Below are 16456 nucleotides of genomic sequence, written 5' to 3' on the forward strand. Positions count from 1 at the left end.
GTGTTCACCGGAATCGTCGAAGAGCTGGGCGAGATCACCGCCGTCGAGAACCTTCCCGACGCCTCCCGCTTCCGCCTGCGCGGCCCCGTGGTCACCGAGGGCGCGAAGCACGGCGACTCCATCGCCGTCAACGGCGTCTGTCTGACGGTCGTGGAGCACGAGGGGGACGAATTCACCGCCGACGTCATGGCGGAGACCCTGAACCGCTCCAGCCTCGGCGCGCTCGCCGTCGGCTCCCGCGTCAACCTGGAACGCCCCACCTCGGTCGGCGCGCGCCTCGGCGGACACATCGTGCAGGGACACGTCGACGGGACCGGCGAGATCCTCGAGCGCAAGCCCTCCGAGAACTGGGAGATCGTCAAGGTCTCGCTCCCCGCCGGGCTCTCCCGCTACGTCGTCGAGAAGGGCTCCATCACGGTCGACGGCGTCAGCCTCACCGTGGTCGACGCGGGCCCCGACTTCTTCACCATCAGCCTCATCCCCACCACCCTCGCGCTGACCACGCTCGGCATCAAGCAGCCCGGCGACCCGGTCAACCTCGAGGTCGACGTCATCGCCAAGTACGTCGAGCGCCTGCTCGGCGACCGGGCCCACGCGAGCACCCCGGAGGCCACCAAGTGAACTGGCTCAACGCCGAGGCCTTCACCGCCTTCGACCAGCACATCCTCTGGTCCGACATGATCGGCAACACTGTCGGCCTGATCGCCCTCGCCCTCGGCTGGCGGCGCTCGATATGGACCTGGCCCGCCCAGTTCCTCTCCGGCGTCATCCTCGTCGCCGCCTACGCCTCCGCGCAGCTCTCCGGCGGCGTCGGCAAGCAGCTCCTCGTCATCGGCGTCGCCCTGTGGGGCTGGCGGCAGTGGACACGCGGCAGGCGGCAGGCGCAGGACGGCTCCATCGCCATCCGCTTCGCCACCTGGAAGGAGCGCGGCCTCCTGCTCGGCGGCACCGCGGCCGGCACACTCGCCGTCGGCGCCCTGTTCAACGCCGTCCCCGACCTGTCCTGGAACCCCTGGCCGGACGCCTACATCTTCGTCGGCACCCTCGCCGCGATGATCGCCCAGGCCCGCGGCCTCGTGGAGTTCTGGTTCGCCTGGCTCCTCGTCGACGTGGTCGGCGTCCCGCTCGCCTTCAGCAGCGGCCTGGCCTTCTCGGGACTCGTGTACGTCGTCTATCTCGCCCTCGTCCTCTGGGGCATGCGCGACTGGTGGCTGCGCTCCCGCGCGACCGCCTCGCAGCCCGTCATGGAAGGAGCCCCGGCATGACCGTGGCACCGATCTGGCGCACCGCCAGCGATGAAGACCCCGCCGACCTCACCCTCGACCCCGTCGAGCAGGCCGTCCGCGACATCGCGGCGGGCCGCCCCGTCGTGGTCGTCGACGACGAGGACCGCGAGAACGAGGGCGACCTCGTCGTCGCCGCCGAGAAGGCGACCCCCGAGATCGTCGCCTTCATGATGAGCGAGTGCCGCGGCCTGATCTGCGCCCCGATGGAGCCCCTCGAACTGGACCGGCTCCGCCTCCCGCAGATGGTCGAGCACAACACCGAGTCGATGAGCACGGCTTTCACCGTCTCCGTCGACGCCGCTGCCGCGCACGGCGTCACCACCGGCATCTCCGCCGCCGACCGCGCCACCACGCTCCAGCTCCTGGCCTCCGGCACGGCCGCCGCCGACGACTTCGTGCGCCCCGGCCACATCTTCCCGCTGCGCGCCAAGCCCGGCGGCGTCCTGGCCCGCAACGGCCACACCGAGGCCGCCGTCGACCTCGCCCGGCTCGCCGGCCTGCGCCCCGCAGGCGCCATCGTGGAGATCGCCGGCGAGGACGGGAAGATGCTCCGTCTGCCCGAGCTCGTCCCCTTCGCCCGCAAGCACGGCCTGACGATCATCTCCATCGAGGACCTGATCGCCTACCGCCGCTCCGCCGAGCCCACCGTCCGCCGCGAGGCGGAGGTCCGGCTGCCGACCGCCTTCGGCGACTTCACCGCCTACGGCTACCGCTCCACCGTCGACGGCGTCGAGCACGTCGCCCTCGTCCACGGTGACATCGGCGACGGCGAGGACGTCCTGGCCCGCCTCCACTCGGAGTGCCTGACCGGCGACGTCTTCCACTCCCTGCGCTGCGACTGCGGCCCCCAGCTCGAGGCGTCCATGCGGCGCATCACCGACGAGGGGCGCGGCGTGGTGGTCTACCTCCGCGGCCACGAGGGACGCGGCATCGGCCTGCTCTCCAAGCTGCGCGCGTACGAGCTCCAGGAGCGCGGCAGCGACACCCTCGACGCCAACCTGGAGCTCGGCCTGCCCGCCGACTCCCGGGACTACGGCGCGGGCGCGCAGATCCTGCGCGACCTCGGCGTGCGCGGCGTACGGCTGATGACCAACAACCCCGACAAGACCGACGCGGTCCTGCGGCACGGCCTGAAGGTCACCGGGCGCGAGCCCATGCCCGTCGAGGCCGGCGAACACAATCTCCGGTACCTGCGCACCAAGCGGGACCGGATGGGGCACGACCTGCCCTGGCTGGACACCACCGAGGTGTCCGCCTGCGGAAACCAGTAAGCCGAGCAAGCACCGGACACGGTCGAAGGACATTGAGGAGAAGCGCGTGAGCGGCAAGGGTGCACCCGAACTGAGCGTCAAGAACTGCGGCGACCTGCGGGTCGCGGTGATCGCCGCCCAGTGGCACGAGAAGGTCATGGACGGACTCGTCGACGGCGCCCTGCGCGCCCTGGGCGAACTCGGCATCAGCGAGCCCACCGTGCTGCGCGTGCCCGGCAGCTTCGAGCTGCCCGTCGTCGCCAAGGTCCTCGCGGGCCGCGGCTACGACGCGATCGTCGCGCTCGGCGTCGTCATCCGCGGCGGCACCCCGCACTTCGAGTACGTGTGCCAGGGCGTCACCCAGGGCCTCACCCAGGTCTCCGTCGACACCGGCGTCCCCGTCGGCTTCGGCGTGCTGACCTGCGACACCGAGGAGCAGGCCCTGGACCGCGCGGGCATCGAGGGATCGAGCGAGGACAAGGGGCACGAAGCGGTCACCGCCGCCGTCGCCACCGCCACCACGCTCCGCACCGTCGCCGAACCCTGGCGCTGAGGGGAACCGCCCGGCCGCGTAGAGTGGCGACCATCATGTCCAAGAAGACTTTCGAGGAGCTCTTCTCCGAGCTCCGGCACAAGGCCGTCAACGGCGACCCCGCGACCTCCCGCACCGCCGAGCTGGTCGACAAGGGCGTCCATGCCATCGGCAAGAAGGTCGTCGAGGAGGCCGCCGAGGTCTGGATGGCCGCCGAGTACGAGGGCAAGGAAGCCGCCGCCGAGGAGATCTCCCAGCTCCTGTACCACGTGCAGGTGATGATGGTCGCCCGCGGCATCTCCCTCGACGACGTCTACGCCCACCTCTGAGCCGTACCGTCCCCGCCACGTTCAACCCACCTTCACGCAAAGGAATCCCGCCTCATGCTGCGCATCGCCGTCCCCAACAAGGGTTCACTGTCCGGACCTGCGTCGGCGATGCTCCATGAGGCCGGATACCAGCAGCGCAAGGAGTCCAAGGAGCTCGTCCTCGTCGACCCCGAGAACGAGGTCGAGTTCTTCTACCTGCGCCCCAAGGACATCGCGATCTACGTCGCGACCGGCCGGCTCGACATCGGCATCACCGGTCAGGACCTGCTGATCGACTCCGGCGCCGACGCCGAGGCGATCCTGCCGCTCGGCTTCGCCCGCTCCACCTTCCGCTTCGCCGCCAAGCCGGGCACGGCCGACGGCATCGAGGACCTGTCGGGCAAGACCGTCGCCACCTCCTACGAGGGCATCGTCGCCAAGCACCTCGCGGAGAAGGGCGTCGACGCCGCCGTCGTGCACCTGGACGGCGCCGTGGAGACCGCCATCGAGCTGGGCGTCGCCCAGGTCATCGCGGACGTCGTGGAGACCGGCACCTCGCTCCGCAACGCGGGCCTGGAGGTCTTCGGCGAGCCGATCATGAAGTCCGAGGCGGTCGTCATCCGGCGCACCGGCGTGGACGGCGACGAGCCGAAGGTGCAGCAGTTCCTGCGCCGCCTGCAGGGCGTCCTGGTCGCCAGGGCGTACGTGATGATGGACTACGACTGCCGCGCCGAGCACCTGGAGCGCGCCGTCGCCCTCACGCCCGGCCTGGAGTCGCCGACCATCTCCCCGCTGCACAACGAGGGCTGGGTCGCCGTGCGCTCCATGGTCCCGGCCAAGGAGGCCCAGCGCGTCATGGACGACCTGTACGCCCTCGGCGCGCGGGCCATCCTGACCACGGCCATCCACGCCTGCCGCCTCTGACCCGGCCGGAGCACCCGCCTCATGTCCGACGCCCCCGCCCTGCCCGCCCTGCCCGTCACCTTCCGTCCGACGCGGACCCGGGCCGTCCTGCTCACCGCGGGTGCCGCGATCTTCGTGGTGATCACGGCGATCGCGTTCCTGCTGCCCGCGCTGAGCCCGGGGGAGCGCACGAGCTTCGTCTTCACCGGCGCGCTGCTCTTCGGCGTGCTCGTGCTGCTCAGCAGGCCCAAGGTGGTCGCCGACGAGTCCGGCGTGACCGTCGTCAACATCGCGACGAGCCGGCGCCTCGACTGGGCCGAGATCGTGCAGGTCAACCTCCGCCCCGGCGACCCCTGGGTCTTCCTGAACCTCAGCGACGGCACCAGCCTGCCCGCCCTGGGCATCCAGCCGGGCATCGCCAAGCGGCAGGCCATCGCGGACGCCCGCGCCCTGAGCGCGCTCGCGGAGGCCCGGACGGCTCGCGAGGACTAGGGCCTGGACGCTGAGTGGGCTGTCTTGATTAATCTGGTGGCGGGGCACGCACGGTGCGCCGCCCCGCCCCTGCTGGGCCCGCCCGGCTCCCAGGGGCTCCTGCTATCCGAGGAGTGACTCCCTCCGGCGATGGACGGATCGTCCTGTAGTACCTGCGCCGCCCCCACCCGACATACCGGGACCCGTACGACCGGGGAGGCGGCGGCATGACAGTCCCCCTCCTGCTTCTCGGGGCGGCATTCCTGCTGATTCTCGCCAACGGCTTCTTCGTGGCGGCCGAGTTCGGCCTGGTCACCGTGGAGCGGCCGGACGCGGAGAAGGCCGCGGCCGACGGCGACCGACGCGCCCGCACGGTCGTCGGCGCCCTCAAGGAGCTGTCCTTCCAGCTCTCCGGCACCCAGCTCGGCATCACCATCACCTCGCTCGTCGTCGGCATGCTCGCCGAACCGGCCCTCGCGAGCCTGCTCGCGGGCCCGTTCACGGCGGCCGGCGTCCCCGAGGGCGCCGTCGGCGGTGTCTCCGTGGTGGTCGGCATGCTGCTCGCGTCCGCCGTGCAGATGGTGATCGGCGAGCTGGTGCCCAAGAACTGGGCGGTCTCGAAGCCGCTGCAGGTCGCGCGGTTCGTCGCGGGCCCGCAGCACGTCTTCGCGCGGCTCTTCCGGCCCGTGATCGCCCTCCTGAACGCCGTGGCCAACCGGCTGGTGCGCGCGCTCGGCGTCGAGCCCGCCGAGGAGCTGGCCTCCGCCCGCACCCCCGGCGAACTGGTCTCCCTGGCCCGCCACTCGGCCCGCGCCGGTGCGCTGGAGCAGGACACCGCCGACCTGTTCGTCCGTACCCTCTCCCTCGGCGAGCTGACCGCGCAGCACGTGATGACGCCGCGCGTGAAGGTCAGCGCGCTGCAGTCCTCGGCGACCGCGGAGGACGTGGTGAACCTGACCCGCGCCACCGGCCTGTCCCGCTTCCCCGTCTACCGCGAGCGGATCGACGAGATCGTCGGCGTGGTCCACCTCAAGGACGCCCTCGCGGTCCCCGCCGACGAGCGGCTCAGGACCTCCGTGGGCCGCATCGCGCAGTCGCCCCTGCTGGTCCCCGAGACCCTGCCCGTGCAGCCCCTCCTGGAGCGGCTGCGCAGCGAACAGCCGATGGCCGTCGTCGTCGACGAGTACGGCGGCACGGCCGGCGTCGTCACCCTGGAGGACATCGTCGAGGAACTCGTCGGCGAGGTCCGCGACGAGCACGACCGCTTCGACCTGCCCGAGCTGTGCGCGGCGCCCGCCGACGAGGCCGGGCCCGCGTGGGACGCCGACGGCGGCTGCCGGGTCGACACGCTCCAGCGCATAGGACTCGACGTCCCCGAGGGCCCGTACGAGACCGTCGCGGGCCTCGTCGCCGATCTGCTCGGCCGCATCCCGGCCCCGGGTGACCGGGCCGAACTCCCCGGCTGGCGGCTCTCGGTGCGCCAGGTCGGCCACAACCGGGCGGAGCGGGTGCGTCTCGTCCGCCTGCACGACACCGGCGCCGCCCGTGCCGAGGCCGCCGAAGCCGCCTCCGCCGTGGGCCGACCCGTGGAGGCACTGCGATGAGCCTGCTGCAACTCCTCTTCGCCGTCCTGCTGGTGCTCGCCAACGGCTTCTTCGTGGGCGCCGAGTTCGCACTGGTCTCGGTGCGCCGCAGCCAGATCGAGCCGCTGGGCACCAAGCGCGCCCGCCAGGTCCTGTACGGCCTGGAGCATCTGCCGCAGATGATGGCCGCGGCCCAGTTCGGCATCACCGTGTGCTCGCTGACGCTCGGCGCCGTCGCCGAGCCGACCGTCGCCCACCTCCTGGAGCCGGTCTTCGAGGCGGTCCGGCTGCCCGAGGGCATGATCCACCCGCTCGGCTATGTGATCGCGCTGGCCCTCGTCGTCTTCCTGCACCTGGTCATCGGCGAGATGGTCCCGAAGAACCTCGCGATGGCGGCCCCCGAGAAGACGGCCCTCTGGTTCAGCCCGGGTCTTGTCGCCTTCGCCCGGCTGTGCCGTCCGGTGACCGCGGCGCTCGGAGCCTGCGCGCGCCTCGTCCTGCGGCTCTTCGGGGTGGAGCCCAAGGACGAGGTGGAGGCGGTGTTCACCAGCGTCCAGCTGGGCCGTCTCGTGGAGGACTCCGGCCAGGCCGGTCTGCTTGACCCCGTCGAGCAGGAGCGCCTGGAGGACGCCCTCGAACTGGGGTCGCGGCCGGTCACCGACGTCCTGCTCGACCGGGCGTCCCTGGTGACCGTGGGCCCCTCGGTCACCCCGGCCGGGGTCATCGAGCTCACCGGCCGCACCGGTTACTCCCGTTTCCCGGTCTGCGCGGAGAACGGCGCCTTCATGGGCTACCTCCACGTCAAGGACGTACTGGACCTGGAGGAGTCCGACCGGGCCGTGCCGCAGCAGGTGTGGCGGCCGATGACCACGCTGCGCTCGGAGCTGCCGCTCGACGACGCGCTGACGGTGATGCGGCGCGCCGCGACCCATCTGGCGCAGGTCGCCGACGCCTCCGGGAGGGTGCTCGGTCTTGTCGCCCTGGAGGACGTCCTTGAACTCCTGGTCGGCGAGGTCCGTGATCCGGCGCACCGGGTCACGCTGCCGCGCTCCCCGGCGGAGGAGACCCACAGGGACCCGGCGCTCACGGCCGGCCGACCGGGCTGAGGCGGCGCCGCCGCCCGCGAGGCTCTCCGTCCTCGTGGGCGGTGCCGTCCGGTCCTCAGATGCCCGGGGTGTCCTGCGGCCCGCGCCCGGAGAGCACTTCGCCGTAGGCCTGCATGAGGTCCGGCAGCCGCAGGGTCGACAGGTCGGCCCGGCTCGGCTCGCCGGGATAGCCGGAGAGGCGCAGGTCGCGGTAGGCGCAGCTCTTCTCGTACAGGGTGCGCAGGAAGCGGCCGTTGCCGAGCTCGTCGATCCAGGCCTGGTCCACGACGTGGCCGCTGATGGAGCGCAGCTCTTCGAGCGCCTCCTCGTCCCATACGTCGCCGTTGTCGGCGGCCAGCACCTCGCCGATGGCGGTGAGTTCGAGCGGGCGGTACGAGGGGAAGTCGACGCGGGTGGTGAAGCGGGAGGAGAGACCGGGGTTGGCGGCGAGCAGCCGGTCCATGCCCTCGGGGTAGCCGGCGAGGATGACGACGAGGTGGTCGCGGTTGTCCTCGGCGCGTTTGAGGAGCACCTGCAGGGCCTCGTCCCCGTACGCGTCGCCCTTGCCGTAGCCGGAGTTGGAGAGCGAGTACGCCTCGTCGACGAAGAGGACGCCGCCGATCGCCGAGTCGATCAGTTCGTTGGCCTTCACCGCGGTCTGGCCCAGATACTCGCCGACCAGGTCGGCGCGTTGCGCCTCCACGAGATGGTCGCCGCCGAGCAGGCCGAGGGCGTAGAAGACGCGGCCCAGGATGCGGGCGACGGTGGTCTTGCCGGTGCCGGAGGGGCCGGAGAAGACGAAGTGTCGTTTCGGCGGCTGGACGGGGAGGCCCTGCGCGGCCCGCAGCCGCGCCATGTTCAGCTGTGCGGAGAGCGCCTTGACCTGCCGTTTCACCGGCTCCAGCCCCACCATGCCCTCCAGTTCGGAGAGGGCCGCCTCCAGGAGCGCGGGGTCGGTGGGGCCCGGCGGGAGCCGCGGGGTCCCCGCCTTGACGGGGATGATCGCCTTCTCGCGCACGACGTCGGTCTCGGCCGGGCCCGAGCCGCCCTCGGCCGTCGACGGGCCGCCACCGGAGGGCAGTTCGGGCCCGGTCACCTTCACGTCGCGCCCTTCCGTGCCGAAGAGCGTGTCGATGCCGTCGGGCGCCTCCAGCACGTCCTGGCCCACCCCGGTCAGGCTGATGGCGGCGGCGAGGTCGGCCGCCTCGTCGTACCCGTCGCCCTCGGCGATCGCCGCGAGCCGGGCCGAGGTGTCCATGAAGGAGGCGTCGACCCGGTGCACCGCGCGGTACAGCGGCAGGGCCGCGGCCGAGCGGCCGGTGCCCTCGTGGGCGCGGGCCAGCCAGTAGCGCAGCTCCTTGCGCTGCGGCTGTTCGCTGCGGCAGCGCATCAGGGCGGCGGAGAGCAGGGGCTCGGCCTGGCCGTACGTCTCCAGGCGGACCCGCGCCATGCCGCCGAAGAGTCCGGCCTCGATGCCGAGCATCGGGTCGTCGATCAACGGGTCCGTGTGCCGCACCAACTGCTCCCAGTCCTTGACCAGATAGGCGCGGCAGGCGTGCAGGAAACGCACCTGCGGGTCGGCGTCGACCGGCGGCAGCCCCGCCAACGCCCGGTCGAGCTCCGGGACATGGCGGCCGTCCAGCCAGTGGGAGGCGTGGGCGAGCAGCAGGTCGCGGGTGTTCTCCAGGACGGGCTGCACCCACCAGCCCAGCCAGTACCAGGAGTTGAGGGCGCGGGCGTGCCGGGTGCGCTGCTCGCCGAACCGGTCGCGGTGCTGGAACATCCGCAGCAGCGCCGTCGTCGTGTCGATGCGCAGCGCGTGCAGCCCGAGCCAGCCGTCGGCCATTGCGGGGTCCATCCGCACCGCGGCCCGGAACTCCTCCTCCGCCTGCGGATAGGCTCCCATCGTGTAGGCGTCGACGCCCCGGAGCCAGGCGAGGTCGGCCGGGGCGGGTGAGCCCACCGCGTCGAAGTCCATCAGGTCCCCCACAAACCGTGCCCCCGTTTGCGTACCGCCGGACTTGGTGCCCGCCGGCGTCTGTGCTGAACCGCTGTGCCGTGGACGGGAGTTGTTCCGATGCGCGGAGCTTCCGTCCGAAAAAGCGCACCGATACGCATCGTACCTGCGGGGGAGCGGTCGGCCGTAGGGTGCCGCACCGGGAGATCGGCCGGAAAGGGCCGTACGGGAGCCGGCCCGATGGTGACCGACGGTGAGCGGACGGCGGCTCGCAGCGGTCGGAAATCGGGCCCGGAGGGCAGAACGAAGCCCCCGATCACGGGGGAACAACCGGGGGCTTCGCGTCTGCGGCGGTCGTCTTGGGACCGCACATTCAGAACGTAAGTCCTGTAAGGGCCCTGGGTCAAGCAGAGTTGAGGCACTCGCGAAAACTCACCGGGTCGATCGGAAGGGGTTTTCCGGGACTTCAGCGGACCGCCGACGGCCCTTCACTCTGTGTGACGAATCCGGTCCCCGCAGGCGCCCCACCCGGCCCGGCTACCACCTCGTATCCCTCTGGGCGCTGCCGCACCAGAAGGTGCGCGAAGGGCCGGGAGGGGTCCTCGGCGAAGTGCCGGAGTTCCGCGGGCTCCCAGCCGTCCCAGAAGTCGCTCTGGACCGTCCCGTCCCGTCGGCGTCCGCGCCGCCACGACTCCTCCCTCGCCACATCCATCCACAGCACGGCGGCGAGGTGCGGACGCAGCGCCCGACGGCCCGCCCCGACCCCCTCGACGATCACCACGGGGGCGGGGGGCAGGGGCGTGTCCGCGGGGCCGAACCGCCGCTCGTGCCAGTCGTACGTCGCGTAGCGCGCCGTCTCGCCGCGGGAGAGGGGTTCGAGGACCTGCCGGCGCAGCCGCGGGACCCAGTCGAACAGCTCGGCGTGGCTCGCGATGTCGTCGAGCCGCAGGAGGGGCGCGTCGCCGAGCGCCCCGGCCAGGCGCCGGGCGAACGTCGACTTGCCCGAGCCCGCGTGGCCGTCCACGGCGATCAGCCGGACCGGGCCGCAGGAGGGCGCGAGCCCGCGCAGGGCGTCGGCGAGGCGGGGGAGCGGGGTGGTGGCGCGCTGTCCTGTCATCACCGGCAAGGGTACGACCGCGGAGGGATGTGTTCCGCGCGCCGTCGCAGGTCATGCCATTGGTTGAGGCCAATATTGGTGCGCACGGCAGTGCTCGGGACGCTGGCAGAAGTCGGCCGGGACCGGCCATAGTTGGCCCACTTCCGTGCATCCGACCCGACCGTTCCGGATCCCGCCGGAAACCACGTCGACTGGGGGTCCCGCCATGGACCGAGCAGACAGAACCGACCGCACCGAGAGCACCGACCGCACCGGCAGAACCGACCGCACCGGCAGCACCTCCCGTACCGGCGGTCCGGGTCACACTGACCACATGACCCGCAGATCCGTCCTCGCCACCGCCGCGGCCGCGGCCGCCCTCGCGGTGACCGCCACCCCCGCCCTGGCCGCGGCTCCCGCGAAGGCCGGGGGCCGCGCCCCGCGCGCGGACCGCCCGGTGGACAACCGCTTCTGGACCTCGTACAAGGAGTGGAGCACCGGCACCGCCGAGGGCACCGGCCCCGGCACCGGGGCCCGCCCCGGCGTGCGGATCGTCCGGCCCGTGGGCCGCACCGACTACACCGACCCGCACACCGGCACCACCGCCACCTGGGAGTACGCCAGGTGGACCTCGCCGACACACCGCTCGACGGTCCCCGCCACCGAGGTGATCGCCTCCTGGAACGCCGGGACCCCGGCCGGGACCTGGCTCCAGGTCGAGCTGCGGGGCACGTACTCGGACGGGGCGAGGACGCCGTGGTACGTGATGGGCCGCTGGACCTCGGGCGACGACGAGACGAAGGACATCCGGCGGACCTCGGTCGACGACCAGACCGACGACAAGTCCACGGTCTGGACGGACACGCTCTCCGTCGATGACGCGAGCACGGGTCTGCGCGTCGTCTCGTACCAGCTCCGCCTGACGCTGTACCGCAGGCCGGGCGCGGCCGAGAGCCCCACGGTGTGGCGGCTCGGCGCGATGGCCTCGGACGTCCCCGACCGCTTCACCGTCCCCGCCTCCGAGCCGGGCCTCGCCGCGGAGCTGGCGGTGCCGCGCTACTCGCAGGAGATCCACGCCGGCCAGTACCCGCAGTACGACAACGGCGGCGAGGCGTGGTGCAGCCCCACCTCCTCGCAGATGATCATCGAGTACTGGGGCCGCAGGCCGACGCCGGAGCAGCTGGCCTGGGTCGACCCCTCCTACGCCGACCCGCAGGTCTGCCACGCGGCCCGCCAGACCTTCGACTACCAGTACAACGGCTGCGGCAACTGGCCCTTCAACGCCGCGTACGCCGCGACCTACCCGGACCTCCAGGGCGTCGTGACCCGCCTCGCCTCGCTCACCGAGCTGGAGTCCCTGATCGCCGCGGGCATCCCGGCCATAACCTCGCAGTCCTTCCTCAAGGAGGAGCTGACGGGCGCGGGTTACGGCACGTCGGGCCACTTGATGACGGTCATCGGCTTCACGGCGGACGGCGACGTGATCGCCAACGACCCGGCGTCCCCGACCGACGCCGCGGTGCGCCGCGTCTACAAGCGGAGGGAGTTCGAGAACATCTGGCTGCGCACGAAGCGCTACAACGCCTCGGGCAAGGTCGTGTCCGGCACGGGCGGCGTCTGCTACCTCTACTTCCCGACCAAGCTGTCCGCGCGGCAGCGCGCCGCGCTCGCGGCGGTCGGGGTGCGCTGAACAGACGTACGAAAAGTGCCCGCTCTCCGGGAGGGGAGCGGGCCCCGGCCACCCCGGTTCCGTGTTCGGGGAACAACACACGCATTTCGCGCACCCAACCCGGGGCCACCGCGTTCTACGGTCACGTCAGACCTGATCGACGAAATGCGGGAACCTTATGGATGTGCAGCACCCCCCGGCCCTGTCGGACCTGAGCGATCTGCAGCGTCGCGGCCGCGCGTGCGTCGCGTGCGGGGTCGCTCTCGACAACGCCACCGCGGTCGACCTCGGCAGCCGCCCCGACGCGGCCGTCGACCACCGTGCCGAGCTGTTTCCCCGTGCCTGCCCGTCCTGTGCGGCGGGGGGAACGTCATGACGTCGGCGACATCCGCCGAGGCGCAGGGGAGGCTTCTCGACCACCTCGACCAGTGCGGGGCGTGCCGGCGCCTCCAGTACTGCCCCACGGGCAGGCGGCTGCAACGGCAGGTGCGGGAGGCCCGCAATGATCTGCGCCCGGTGTGACCGGCCCATCGTCCCGGGCCAGCCGTACACCGCCCACACCATCCACAGCGCCTCGGCGGGCGGCGCCACGGTCCGCATCCACGTGGTCTGCCCGGGCGTCAGGGCGCGGCGGTGACCTCGGTGACCGACGGCGGGCATGCGTGTGCCCGCCCACCCCTGGGGGCGGGCGGGCACACGCCGGCTCAGCGGTCGCGGTCCTCGCGCAACGAGTCGCGCATGCCCTCGGCCTTGTCGCGCATGTTGTCCGCCGCGTCCTTGGCCTTGCCCTTGGCCTGGTCGGTCTTGCCCTCGGCGGCCATCCGGTCGTTGCCGGACGCCTTGCCCATCATCTCTTTGGCCTTGCCCTTTGCCTTGTCCATGGCGTTGTCGCCCATGACGGCTCCTCTGGTCGGGGATGGCTACACGCTATGAGGTGCGGAGGAGTAACGCATTTCGGGCAGACGGCGAGGGCCCCGTCCGGTCGGCCGGACGGGGCCCTGGTGCGACGCGGTCAGTTCAGCGCGGCGGGGGTGCTGTAGTAGAACGTCACCTTCGGCCACCCGCGCGAGGCGCCGATCTTGTTGAGCGCCTCCGCGATCTCCAGCGGCGTGATCTGCTTGGCCGCAGGGGCGTTGTCGATCTTGATGCTGAACGAGATGTCCATCATCGCGTCGATGTCACCGATGCTGGTGCTCCCCGAGAACTGCGTGCCGTCCGCGGTCTCGACGGTCGTCGATCCGGCCGTGTCGGCCGCCTGGGCCGCCTGCGCCGTACCCGCCGCCTCGGCGGACTCGCCGTCGGCCGCGCGGGCCGTCCCCGCGGATGCCAGGGCCGCGCCCGCGGCCGCACTGCCCGAGTAGCCCAGCAGGGCACGTCTGGAAACTCCGGTCATGATGGCTGTTCCCCTCCTGATCACGATCTCCCCCCTGGAGATCGACTGTGATCATAAGGACGGAAGGTGCGCCGCGGGACCGAATGAGATCATCCGTTTCTTTCGGGCCCACGGCGCGCCCCATCGCGTCCGCGTCGCTCAGCTGGCCGGGTCCACCACCCAGTCCGGATGTCCCGGCATCGGTGGGGTCTTGGAGCCGTACAGCCACGGGTGGAGGAAGCCCTCCAGGTCCTCGCCCGCGACCTTCGACGCCAGCTGGACGAAGTCCCGCGTGCTCGCCGTGCGGCCCTTGAACCCGGTGAGCCAGGCCCGCTCGATCTTCTGGAACGTGGCGTCGCCGACCTGCTCGCGCAGCGCGTACAGGACCAGCGCCGAGCCGTCGTACCGCATGCGCTTGAAGAGGTTCGGCTCGGTCGGCTCGGCGGGGGCGCCGTAGTCCTTGCGCCACTGGTCGTGGGCCCGGTAGGCGGTCTTCATGGCCGCCTCGAAGCTGTCCCCGCCGTGCTCCTGTGAGTACGCGCGCTCGTAGAAGCGGGCGTGGCCCTCGCTCAGCCACAGGTCGGACCAGCTCTTGAGGGCCACGCTGTCGCCGAACCACTGGTGGGTGAGCTCGTGGACCATGTTCCGCTCGGCGTCGACCTGCGTGCCGAGCAGGTCCGCCTTGGGGACGAGGGAGAGGGTCTGCGTCTCCAGGGCCACGCCGAGGTCGGTGTCGCCGACCAGGAGGCCGTAGCGGTTGAAGGGGTAGGGGCCGAGCTTCTCCTCCAGCCACTTCAGGTGGTCCGGCGTGAGTTTGCGGTACGCGGCCGTCGGCTCGGCCAGCGCCTCGGGGACGACGTCACGCAGCGGGAGCCCGCCGGGGCCCTCGCCGTCGACCAGCCGGAACTTGCCGACGGCGAGCTGCACGAGCTGGGTGGAGAGCGGCTGTTCGGAGTCGTACGTCCAGCGCACCCGGCCGTCGGGGCGCTCGGCGCGCGAGACCAGCTTGCCGTTGGCGACGGCCGTGCGGTCGCCCGGGGTCGTGATGCGGAAGGTGATCGGCGCGCGCTTGCTCGGGTGGTCGTCGGCCGGGAAGATCATCCGGGCGCCGTTCGGCTGGGGGTAGACCACCGTGCCGTCGGGCGTGGGGATCCAGCCGTAGTCCTCGATGGCGTCGTCGCGGTGCCGGGTCTGGGTCGGGTCGGCGGTGTACGTGACCTTGACGGTGAACGAACTCCCCTTCGCTATCGGGGACTTGGGTGTGACCGTCAGCTCGTCGCCCGCGCGCGATGCGCCCGCCGCGGAGCCGTCGACGGTGACGGTGTGCAGGGTGTTGCCGGCGAAGTCCAGGTTGAAGCGGGACAGCGCCTGGGTGGACCGCGCCCTGATCGTCGTCGTCGCCTCGAAGGGGGTCTTCGGCGCCTGCCAGTCGAAGTCCAGGTAGTAACGGTCCACCTCGTACCCGCCGTTGCCGTCCAGCGGGAACAGCGGGTCGCCGAGGCCGGGGGCGCCCGGCGAGGGCTTCTCGGTCCCGGTCGTCGCGGCCTGCGAGACCGGTGCGGTGAGGGCGGCAGCCGCGGTGATCGCGGCCGCGAGGGCGAGCCGCCCTCTGCGGCGCGGGCGGGGCGGTGTCGTCCGGTTCGTGCTCATCGGGAACCTCTCGGTCGTACGGTGCGCGGGCGAACGGACGGGGGGACGCCCCGCCGTCCGTGGTTAGACGCGCGGCACCGCGTCCGAGTTGCGGGGTGACCAACGTCTCTCCCGCGGGAGCGCTTCCGGCTGGCATGGTGTAGGGGGATCCCGCGCGGCGCTCGGTACGCGTACGTGGGGGTTCCGTGGGGGGAGTCACCTGCCGTACGAACGTCAGCGAGAAGACATGACCGCGACCTCTGCCACCGCCGTCCGCGCCAAGGCCCGCACCGGCGGCCCCCAGGAAGACGGGCCGAAGATCCTGGAACACCTCGCGGGCTGGACCCTCGTCGTCGTCCTCGCGATGCTCGTCACCCAGTCCGGCCTGATGTGACGTCGCTCTCCTGACCGCCGGCTCCGGGGCCCTTGCCGCCGGAGCCCGCCAAGTCGTCGAGGCCCGCCCGCCAGTGCCGCCCCGGCAGCCCCACGAGCCCGTAGAGCCACCGCACCGGTGAGCGCCGGTGCAGCAGCGTCACGCCCGCGACCACCGCGAAGAGCGGAAGGCCGAGCCAGCCGCCGACGAGCCGCACCAGCACACTGGCGAGGAGCGCGCCCACGAACGGCAGCCCGTACACCCCGGCCGCCGCGATGGCGACGCCCAGGAGCCTCGGCACCTTGCGGTCCTCGTCGGCGCCCGGCAGCGACCAGCCCTCCATCAGCCAGCCGATCTCGGTGATCAGCATGGTGCCGATCACCGCGGCCCCGAAGAGCAGCAGCGCGAGGAACGTGCCGGACGTCAGGAAGTCCAGTACGTGGTTGACGACGCTGTCCTTCGGCCAGTCGGCGAAGTCGCCGGCGCCGGGGGAGAGGAAGCGTTCGTACCCCCGGCCGTCCCACCCGTGGATCAACGTCCCGAAGAGCAGGAAATACCCCCCGACGCAGGTCAGGTACGCCCAGTAGCCGGCCCCCACGAGCACCAGACCCTGGGCCACCAGGAAGCCGATGATCGCCGCGACCGGGATCCCGCCCGCGTAGAAGAGCACGAACCCCGCCCACACGCCCTCGTGGCCCTCCGCCACGTGCATGGTCGCCCAGGCCGGGTTCTGCCACAGCAGGAAGAGCCCGGTCGGCACCATCAGGACGGCGGCGAAGAGCGCGGTGAGCGACAGATAGGGGTTGGCGGCCCGGCTGCGCGTGCGCGGCCCCTCGCCCGCGTTGATCCGCTCCCACACCTGGAGCTGCCGGCCGGCCGAGACGGCGGACGTCGCGCCGATCGCGTACGCCCAGAAGAGGGCCGCCTGGATCTGGATCATGC

At 72.0% G+C, this 16456-nt stretch carries 19 protein-coding genes; 13 read left to right on the forward strand and 6 right to left on the reverse strand.

The genetic code is table 11. The features are described from left to right. From ACZ7DY_RS30165 to ACZ7DY_RS30205, 9 genes are all read left to right on the forward strand, one after another. A complete protein-coding gene (locus ACZ7DY_RS30165; RefSeq protein ID WP_471140714.1) occupies positions 1 to 621 on the forward strand; it encodes a riboflavin synthase in 621 nt (206 codons plus the stop codon). Between the two features lie 56 nt (positions 622 to 677). After that, the gene (locus ACZ7DY_RS30170) at positions 678 to 1265 is read left to right on the forward strand and encodes a nicotinamide mononucleotide transporter family protein (RefSeq protein ID WP_471140917.1); all 588 of its coding nucleotides are present in this window, start codon (positions 678 to 680) and stop codon (positions 1263 to 1265) included. Further along, positions 1262 to 2557: a bifunctional 3,4-dihydroxy-2-butanone-4-phosphate synthase/GTP cyclohydrolase II gene (locus tag ACZ7DY_RS30175; RefSeq protein ID WP_471140717.1), complete on the forward strand. Its 1296-nt coding sequence runs from the start codon at positions 1262 to 1264 to the stop codon at positions 2555 to 2557. Before ACZ7DY_RS30170 ends, ACZ7DY_RS30175 begins: the two co-directional genes overlap by 4 nt. A gap of 46 nt (positions 2558 to 2603) precedes the next feature. Further along, positions 2604 to 3089: a 6,7-dimethyl-8-ribityllumazine synthase gene (gene ribH, locus ACZ7DY_RS30180; protein ID WP_471140720.1), complete on the forward strand. Its 486-nt coding sequence runs from the start codon at positions 2604 to 2606 to the stop codon at positions 3087 to 3089. A gap of 35 nt (positions 3090 to 3124) precedes the next feature. Further along, positions 3125 to 3397: a phosphoribosyl-ATP diphosphatase gene (locus ACZ7DY_RS30185; RefSeq protein ID WP_355819390.1), complete on the forward strand. Its 273-nt coding sequence runs from the start codon at positions 3125 to 3127 to the stop codon at positions 3395 to 3397. Positions 3398 to 3451: 54 nt separating this feature from the next. Then, positions 3452 to 4300, forward strand: a complete 849-nt coding sequence (gene hisG / locus ACZ7DY_RS30190; RefSeq protein ID WP_471140723.1) for an ATP phosphoribosyltransferase — start codon at positions 3452 to 3454, stop codon at positions 4298 to 4300. Between the two features lie 21 nt (positions 4301 to 4321). Continuing rightward, complete coding sequence (locus tag ACZ7DY_RS30195) at positions 4322 to 4771, forward strand: PH domain-containing protein (protein ID WP_471140725.1); 450 nt, start codon at positions 4322 to 4324, stop codon at positions 4769 to 4771. Positions 4772 to 4977: 206 nt separating this feature from the next. After that, positions 4978 to 6354 (forward strand): hemolysin family protein, encoded by a 1377-nt coding sequence (locus tag ACZ7DY_RS30200; RefSeq protein ID WP_471140728.1) that lies wholly within the window; start codon positions 4978 to 4980, stop codon positions 6352 to 6354. Further along, positions 6351 to 7439, forward strand: coding sequence for a hemolysin family protein (locus ACZ7DY_RS30205; protein WP_471140730.1), 1089 nt, complete (start codon positions 6351 to 6353; stop codon positions 7437 to 7439). Before ACZ7DY_RS30200 ends, ACZ7DY_RS30205 begins: the two co-directional genes overlap by 4 nt. A gap of 55 nt (positions 7440 to 7494) precedes the next feature. On the opposite strand, the gene ACZ7DY_RS30210 is transcribed toward ACZ7DY_RS30205, so the two are convergent. After that, positions 7495 to 9396 carry an AAA family ATPase gene (locus tag ACZ7DY_RS30210; protein WP_471140733.1) on the reverse strand — a complete coding sequence of 634 codons (1902 nt, stop codon included), beginning with the start codon at positions 9394 to 9396 and terminating at the stop codon, positions 7495 to 7497. Positions 9397 to 9841: 445 nt separating this feature from the next. Further along, entirely contained in the window at positions 9842 to 10492 is a 651-nt protein-coding gene (locus tag ACZ7DY_RS30215) for a uridine kinase family protein (RefSeq protein ID WP_471140736.1), read from the reverse strand. A gap of 313 nt (positions 10493 to 10805) precedes the next feature. Here ACZ7DY_RS30215 and ACZ7DY_RS30220 point away from each other — a divergent pair, with 313 nt between their 5' ends. The 3 genes from ACZ7DY_RS30220 to ACZ7DY_RS30230 all read left to right on the forward strand — a co-directional run bounded on the left by ACZ7DY_RS30220 (position 10806) and on the right by ACZ7DY_RS30230 (position 12662). Then, positions 10806 to 12161, forward strand: a complete 1356-nt coding sequence (locus tag ACZ7DY_RS30220; RefSeq protein WP_471140738.1) for a peptidase C39 family protein — start codon at positions 10806 to 10808, stop codon at positions 12159 to 12161. A 163-nt stretch (positions 12162 to 12324) separates the two neighbouring features. Further along, positions 12325 to 12516, forward strand: a complete 192-nt coding sequence (locus tag ACZ7DY_RS30225; RefSeq protein WP_471140740.1) for a hypothetical protein — start codon at positions 12325 to 12327, stop codon at positions 12514 to 12516. Then, positions 12513 to 12662: a hypothetical protein gene (locus tag ACZ7DY_RS30230; protein ID WP_471140743.1), complete on the forward strand. Its 150-nt coding sequence runs from the start codon at positions 12513 to 12515 to the stop codon at positions 12660 to 12662. The genes ACZ7DY_RS30225 and ACZ7DY_RS30230 overlap by 4 nt, the downstream gene beginning before the upstream one ends. Positions 12663 to 12844: 182 nt before the next feature. Here ACZ7DY_RS30230 and ACZ7DY_RS30235 read toward each other — a convergent pair whose 3' ends face one another. The 3 genes from ACZ7DY_RS30235 to ACZ7DY_RS30245 all read right to left on the reverse strand — a co-directional run bounded on the left by ACZ7DY_RS30235 (position 12845) and on the right by ACZ7DY_RS30245 (position 15162). Continuing rightward, entirely contained in the window at positions 12845 to 13036 is a 192-nt protein-coding gene (locus ACZ7DY_RS30235; RefSeq protein ID WP_471140745.1) for a CsbD family protein, read from the reverse strand. A 116-nt stretch (positions 13037 to 13152) separates the two neighbouring features. Next, positions 13153 to 13533, reverse strand: coding sequence for a hypothetical protein (locus ACZ7DY_RS30240; RefSeq protein ID WP_471140747.1), 381 nt, complete (start codon positions 13531 to 13533; stop codon positions 13153 to 13155). A 138-nt stretch (positions 13534 to 13671) separates the two neighbouring features. Then, positions 13672 to 15162 carry a M1 family metallopeptidase gene (locus ACZ7DY_RS30245; protein ID WP_471140749.1) on the reverse strand — a complete coding sequence of 497 codons (1491 nt, stop codon included), beginning with the start codon at positions 15160 to 15162 and terminating at the stop codon, positions 13672 to 13674. 226 nt (positions 15163 to 15388) lie between these two features. Here ACZ7DY_RS30245 and ACZ7DY_RS30250 point away from each other — a divergent pair, with 226 nt between their 5' ends. After that, positions 15389 to 15535 (forward strand): SCO1431 family membrane protein, encoded by a 147-nt coding sequence (locus ACZ7DY_RS30250; protein ID WP_471140752.1) that lies wholly within the window; start codon positions 15389 to 15391, stop codon positions 15533 to 15535. Here ACZ7DY_RS30250 and ACZ7DY_RS30255 read toward each other — a convergent pair. Further along, positions 15513 to 16454 (reverse strand): hypothetical protein, encoded by a 942-nt coding sequence (locus tag ACZ7DY_RS30255; protein WP_471140754.1) that lies wholly within the window; start codon positions 16452 to 16454, stop codon positions 15513 to 15515. The two genes, ACZ7DY_RS30250 and ACZ7DY_RS30255, sit on opposite strands and share 23 nt — an antisense overlap. Positions 16455 to 16456: the final 2 nt, after the last annotated feature.

It is taken from the genome of Streptomyces sp. NPDC037013, assembly GCF_055607265.1.

What these genes read in the sequence shown, in the direction of transcription:
- ACZ7DY_RS30170 (WP_471140917.1), top strand. Translation starts at nt 678, where the DNA reads ATGATCGGCAACACTGTCGGCCTGATCGCCCTCGCCCTCGGCTGGCGG.
- ACZ7DY_RS30175 (WP_471140717.1), top strand. Translation starts at nt 1,262, where the DNA reads ATGACCGTGGCACCGATCTGGCGCACCGCCAGCGATGAAGACCCCGCC.
- ACZ7DY_RS30185 (WP_355819390.1), top strand. Translation starts at nt 3,125, where the DNA reads ATGTCCAAGAAGACTTTCGAGGAGCTCTTCTCCGAGCTCCGGCACAAG.
- hisG (WP_471140723.1), top strand. Translation starts at nt 3,452, where the DNA reads ATGCTGCGCATCGCCGTCCCCAACAAGGGTTCACTGTCCGGACCTGCG.
- ACZ7DY_RS30195 (WP_471140725.1), top strand. Translation starts at nt 4,322, where the DNA reads ATGTCCGACGCCCCCGCCCTGCCCGCCCTGCCCGTCACCTTCCGTCCG.
- ACZ7DY_RS30200 (WP_471140728.1), top strand. Translation starts at nt 4,978, where the DNA reads ATGACAGTCCCCCTCCTGCTTCTCGGGGCGGCATTCCTGCTGATTCTC.
- ACZ7DY_RS30205 (WP_471140730.1), top strand. Translation starts at nt 6,351, where the DNA reads ATGAGCCTGCTGCAACTCCTCTTCGCCGTCCTGCTGGTGCTCGCCAAC.
- ACZ7DY_RS30210 (WP_471140733.1), bottom strand. Translation starts at nt 9,396, where the DNA reads ATGGACTTCGACGCGGTGGGCTCACCCGCCCCGGCCGACCTCGCCTGG.
- ACZ7DY_RS30215 (WP_471140736.1), bottom strand. Translation starts at nt 10,492, where the DNA reads ATGACAGGACAGCGCGCCACCACCCCGCTCCCCCGCCTCGCCGACGCC.
- ACZ7DY_RS30220 (WP_471140738.1), top strand. Translation starts at nt 10,806, where the DNA reads ATGACCCGCAGATCCGTCCTCGCCACCGCCGCGGCCGCGGCCGCCCTC.
- ACZ7DY_RS30230 (WP_471140743.1), top strand. Translation starts at nt 12,513, where the DNA reads ATGACGTCGGCGACATCCGCCGAGGCGCAGGGGAGGCTTCTCGACCAC.
- ACZ7DY_RS30235 (WP_471140745.1), bottom strand. Translation starts at nt 13,036, where the DNA reads ATGGGCGACAACGCCATGGACAAGGCAAAGGGCAAGGCCAAAGAGATG.
- ACZ7DY_RS30240 (WP_471140747.1), bottom strand. Translation starts at nt 13,533, where the DNA reads ATGACCGGAGTTTCCAGACGTGCCCTGCTGGGCTACTCGGGCAGTGCG.
- ACZ7DY_RS30245 (WP_471140749.1), bottom strand. Translation starts at nt 15,162, where the DNA reads ATGAGCACGAACCGGACGACACCGCCCCGCCCGCGCCGCAGAGGGCGG.
- ACZ7DY_RS30250 (WP_471140752.1), top strand. Translation starts at nt 15,389, where the DNA reads ATGACCGCGACCTCTGCCACCGCCGTCCGCGCCAAGGCCCGCACCGGC.
- ACZ7DY_RS30255 (WP_471140754.1), bottom strand. Translation starts at nt 16,454, where the DNA reads ATGATCCAGATCCAGGCGGCCCTCTTCTGGGCGTACGCGATCGGCGCG.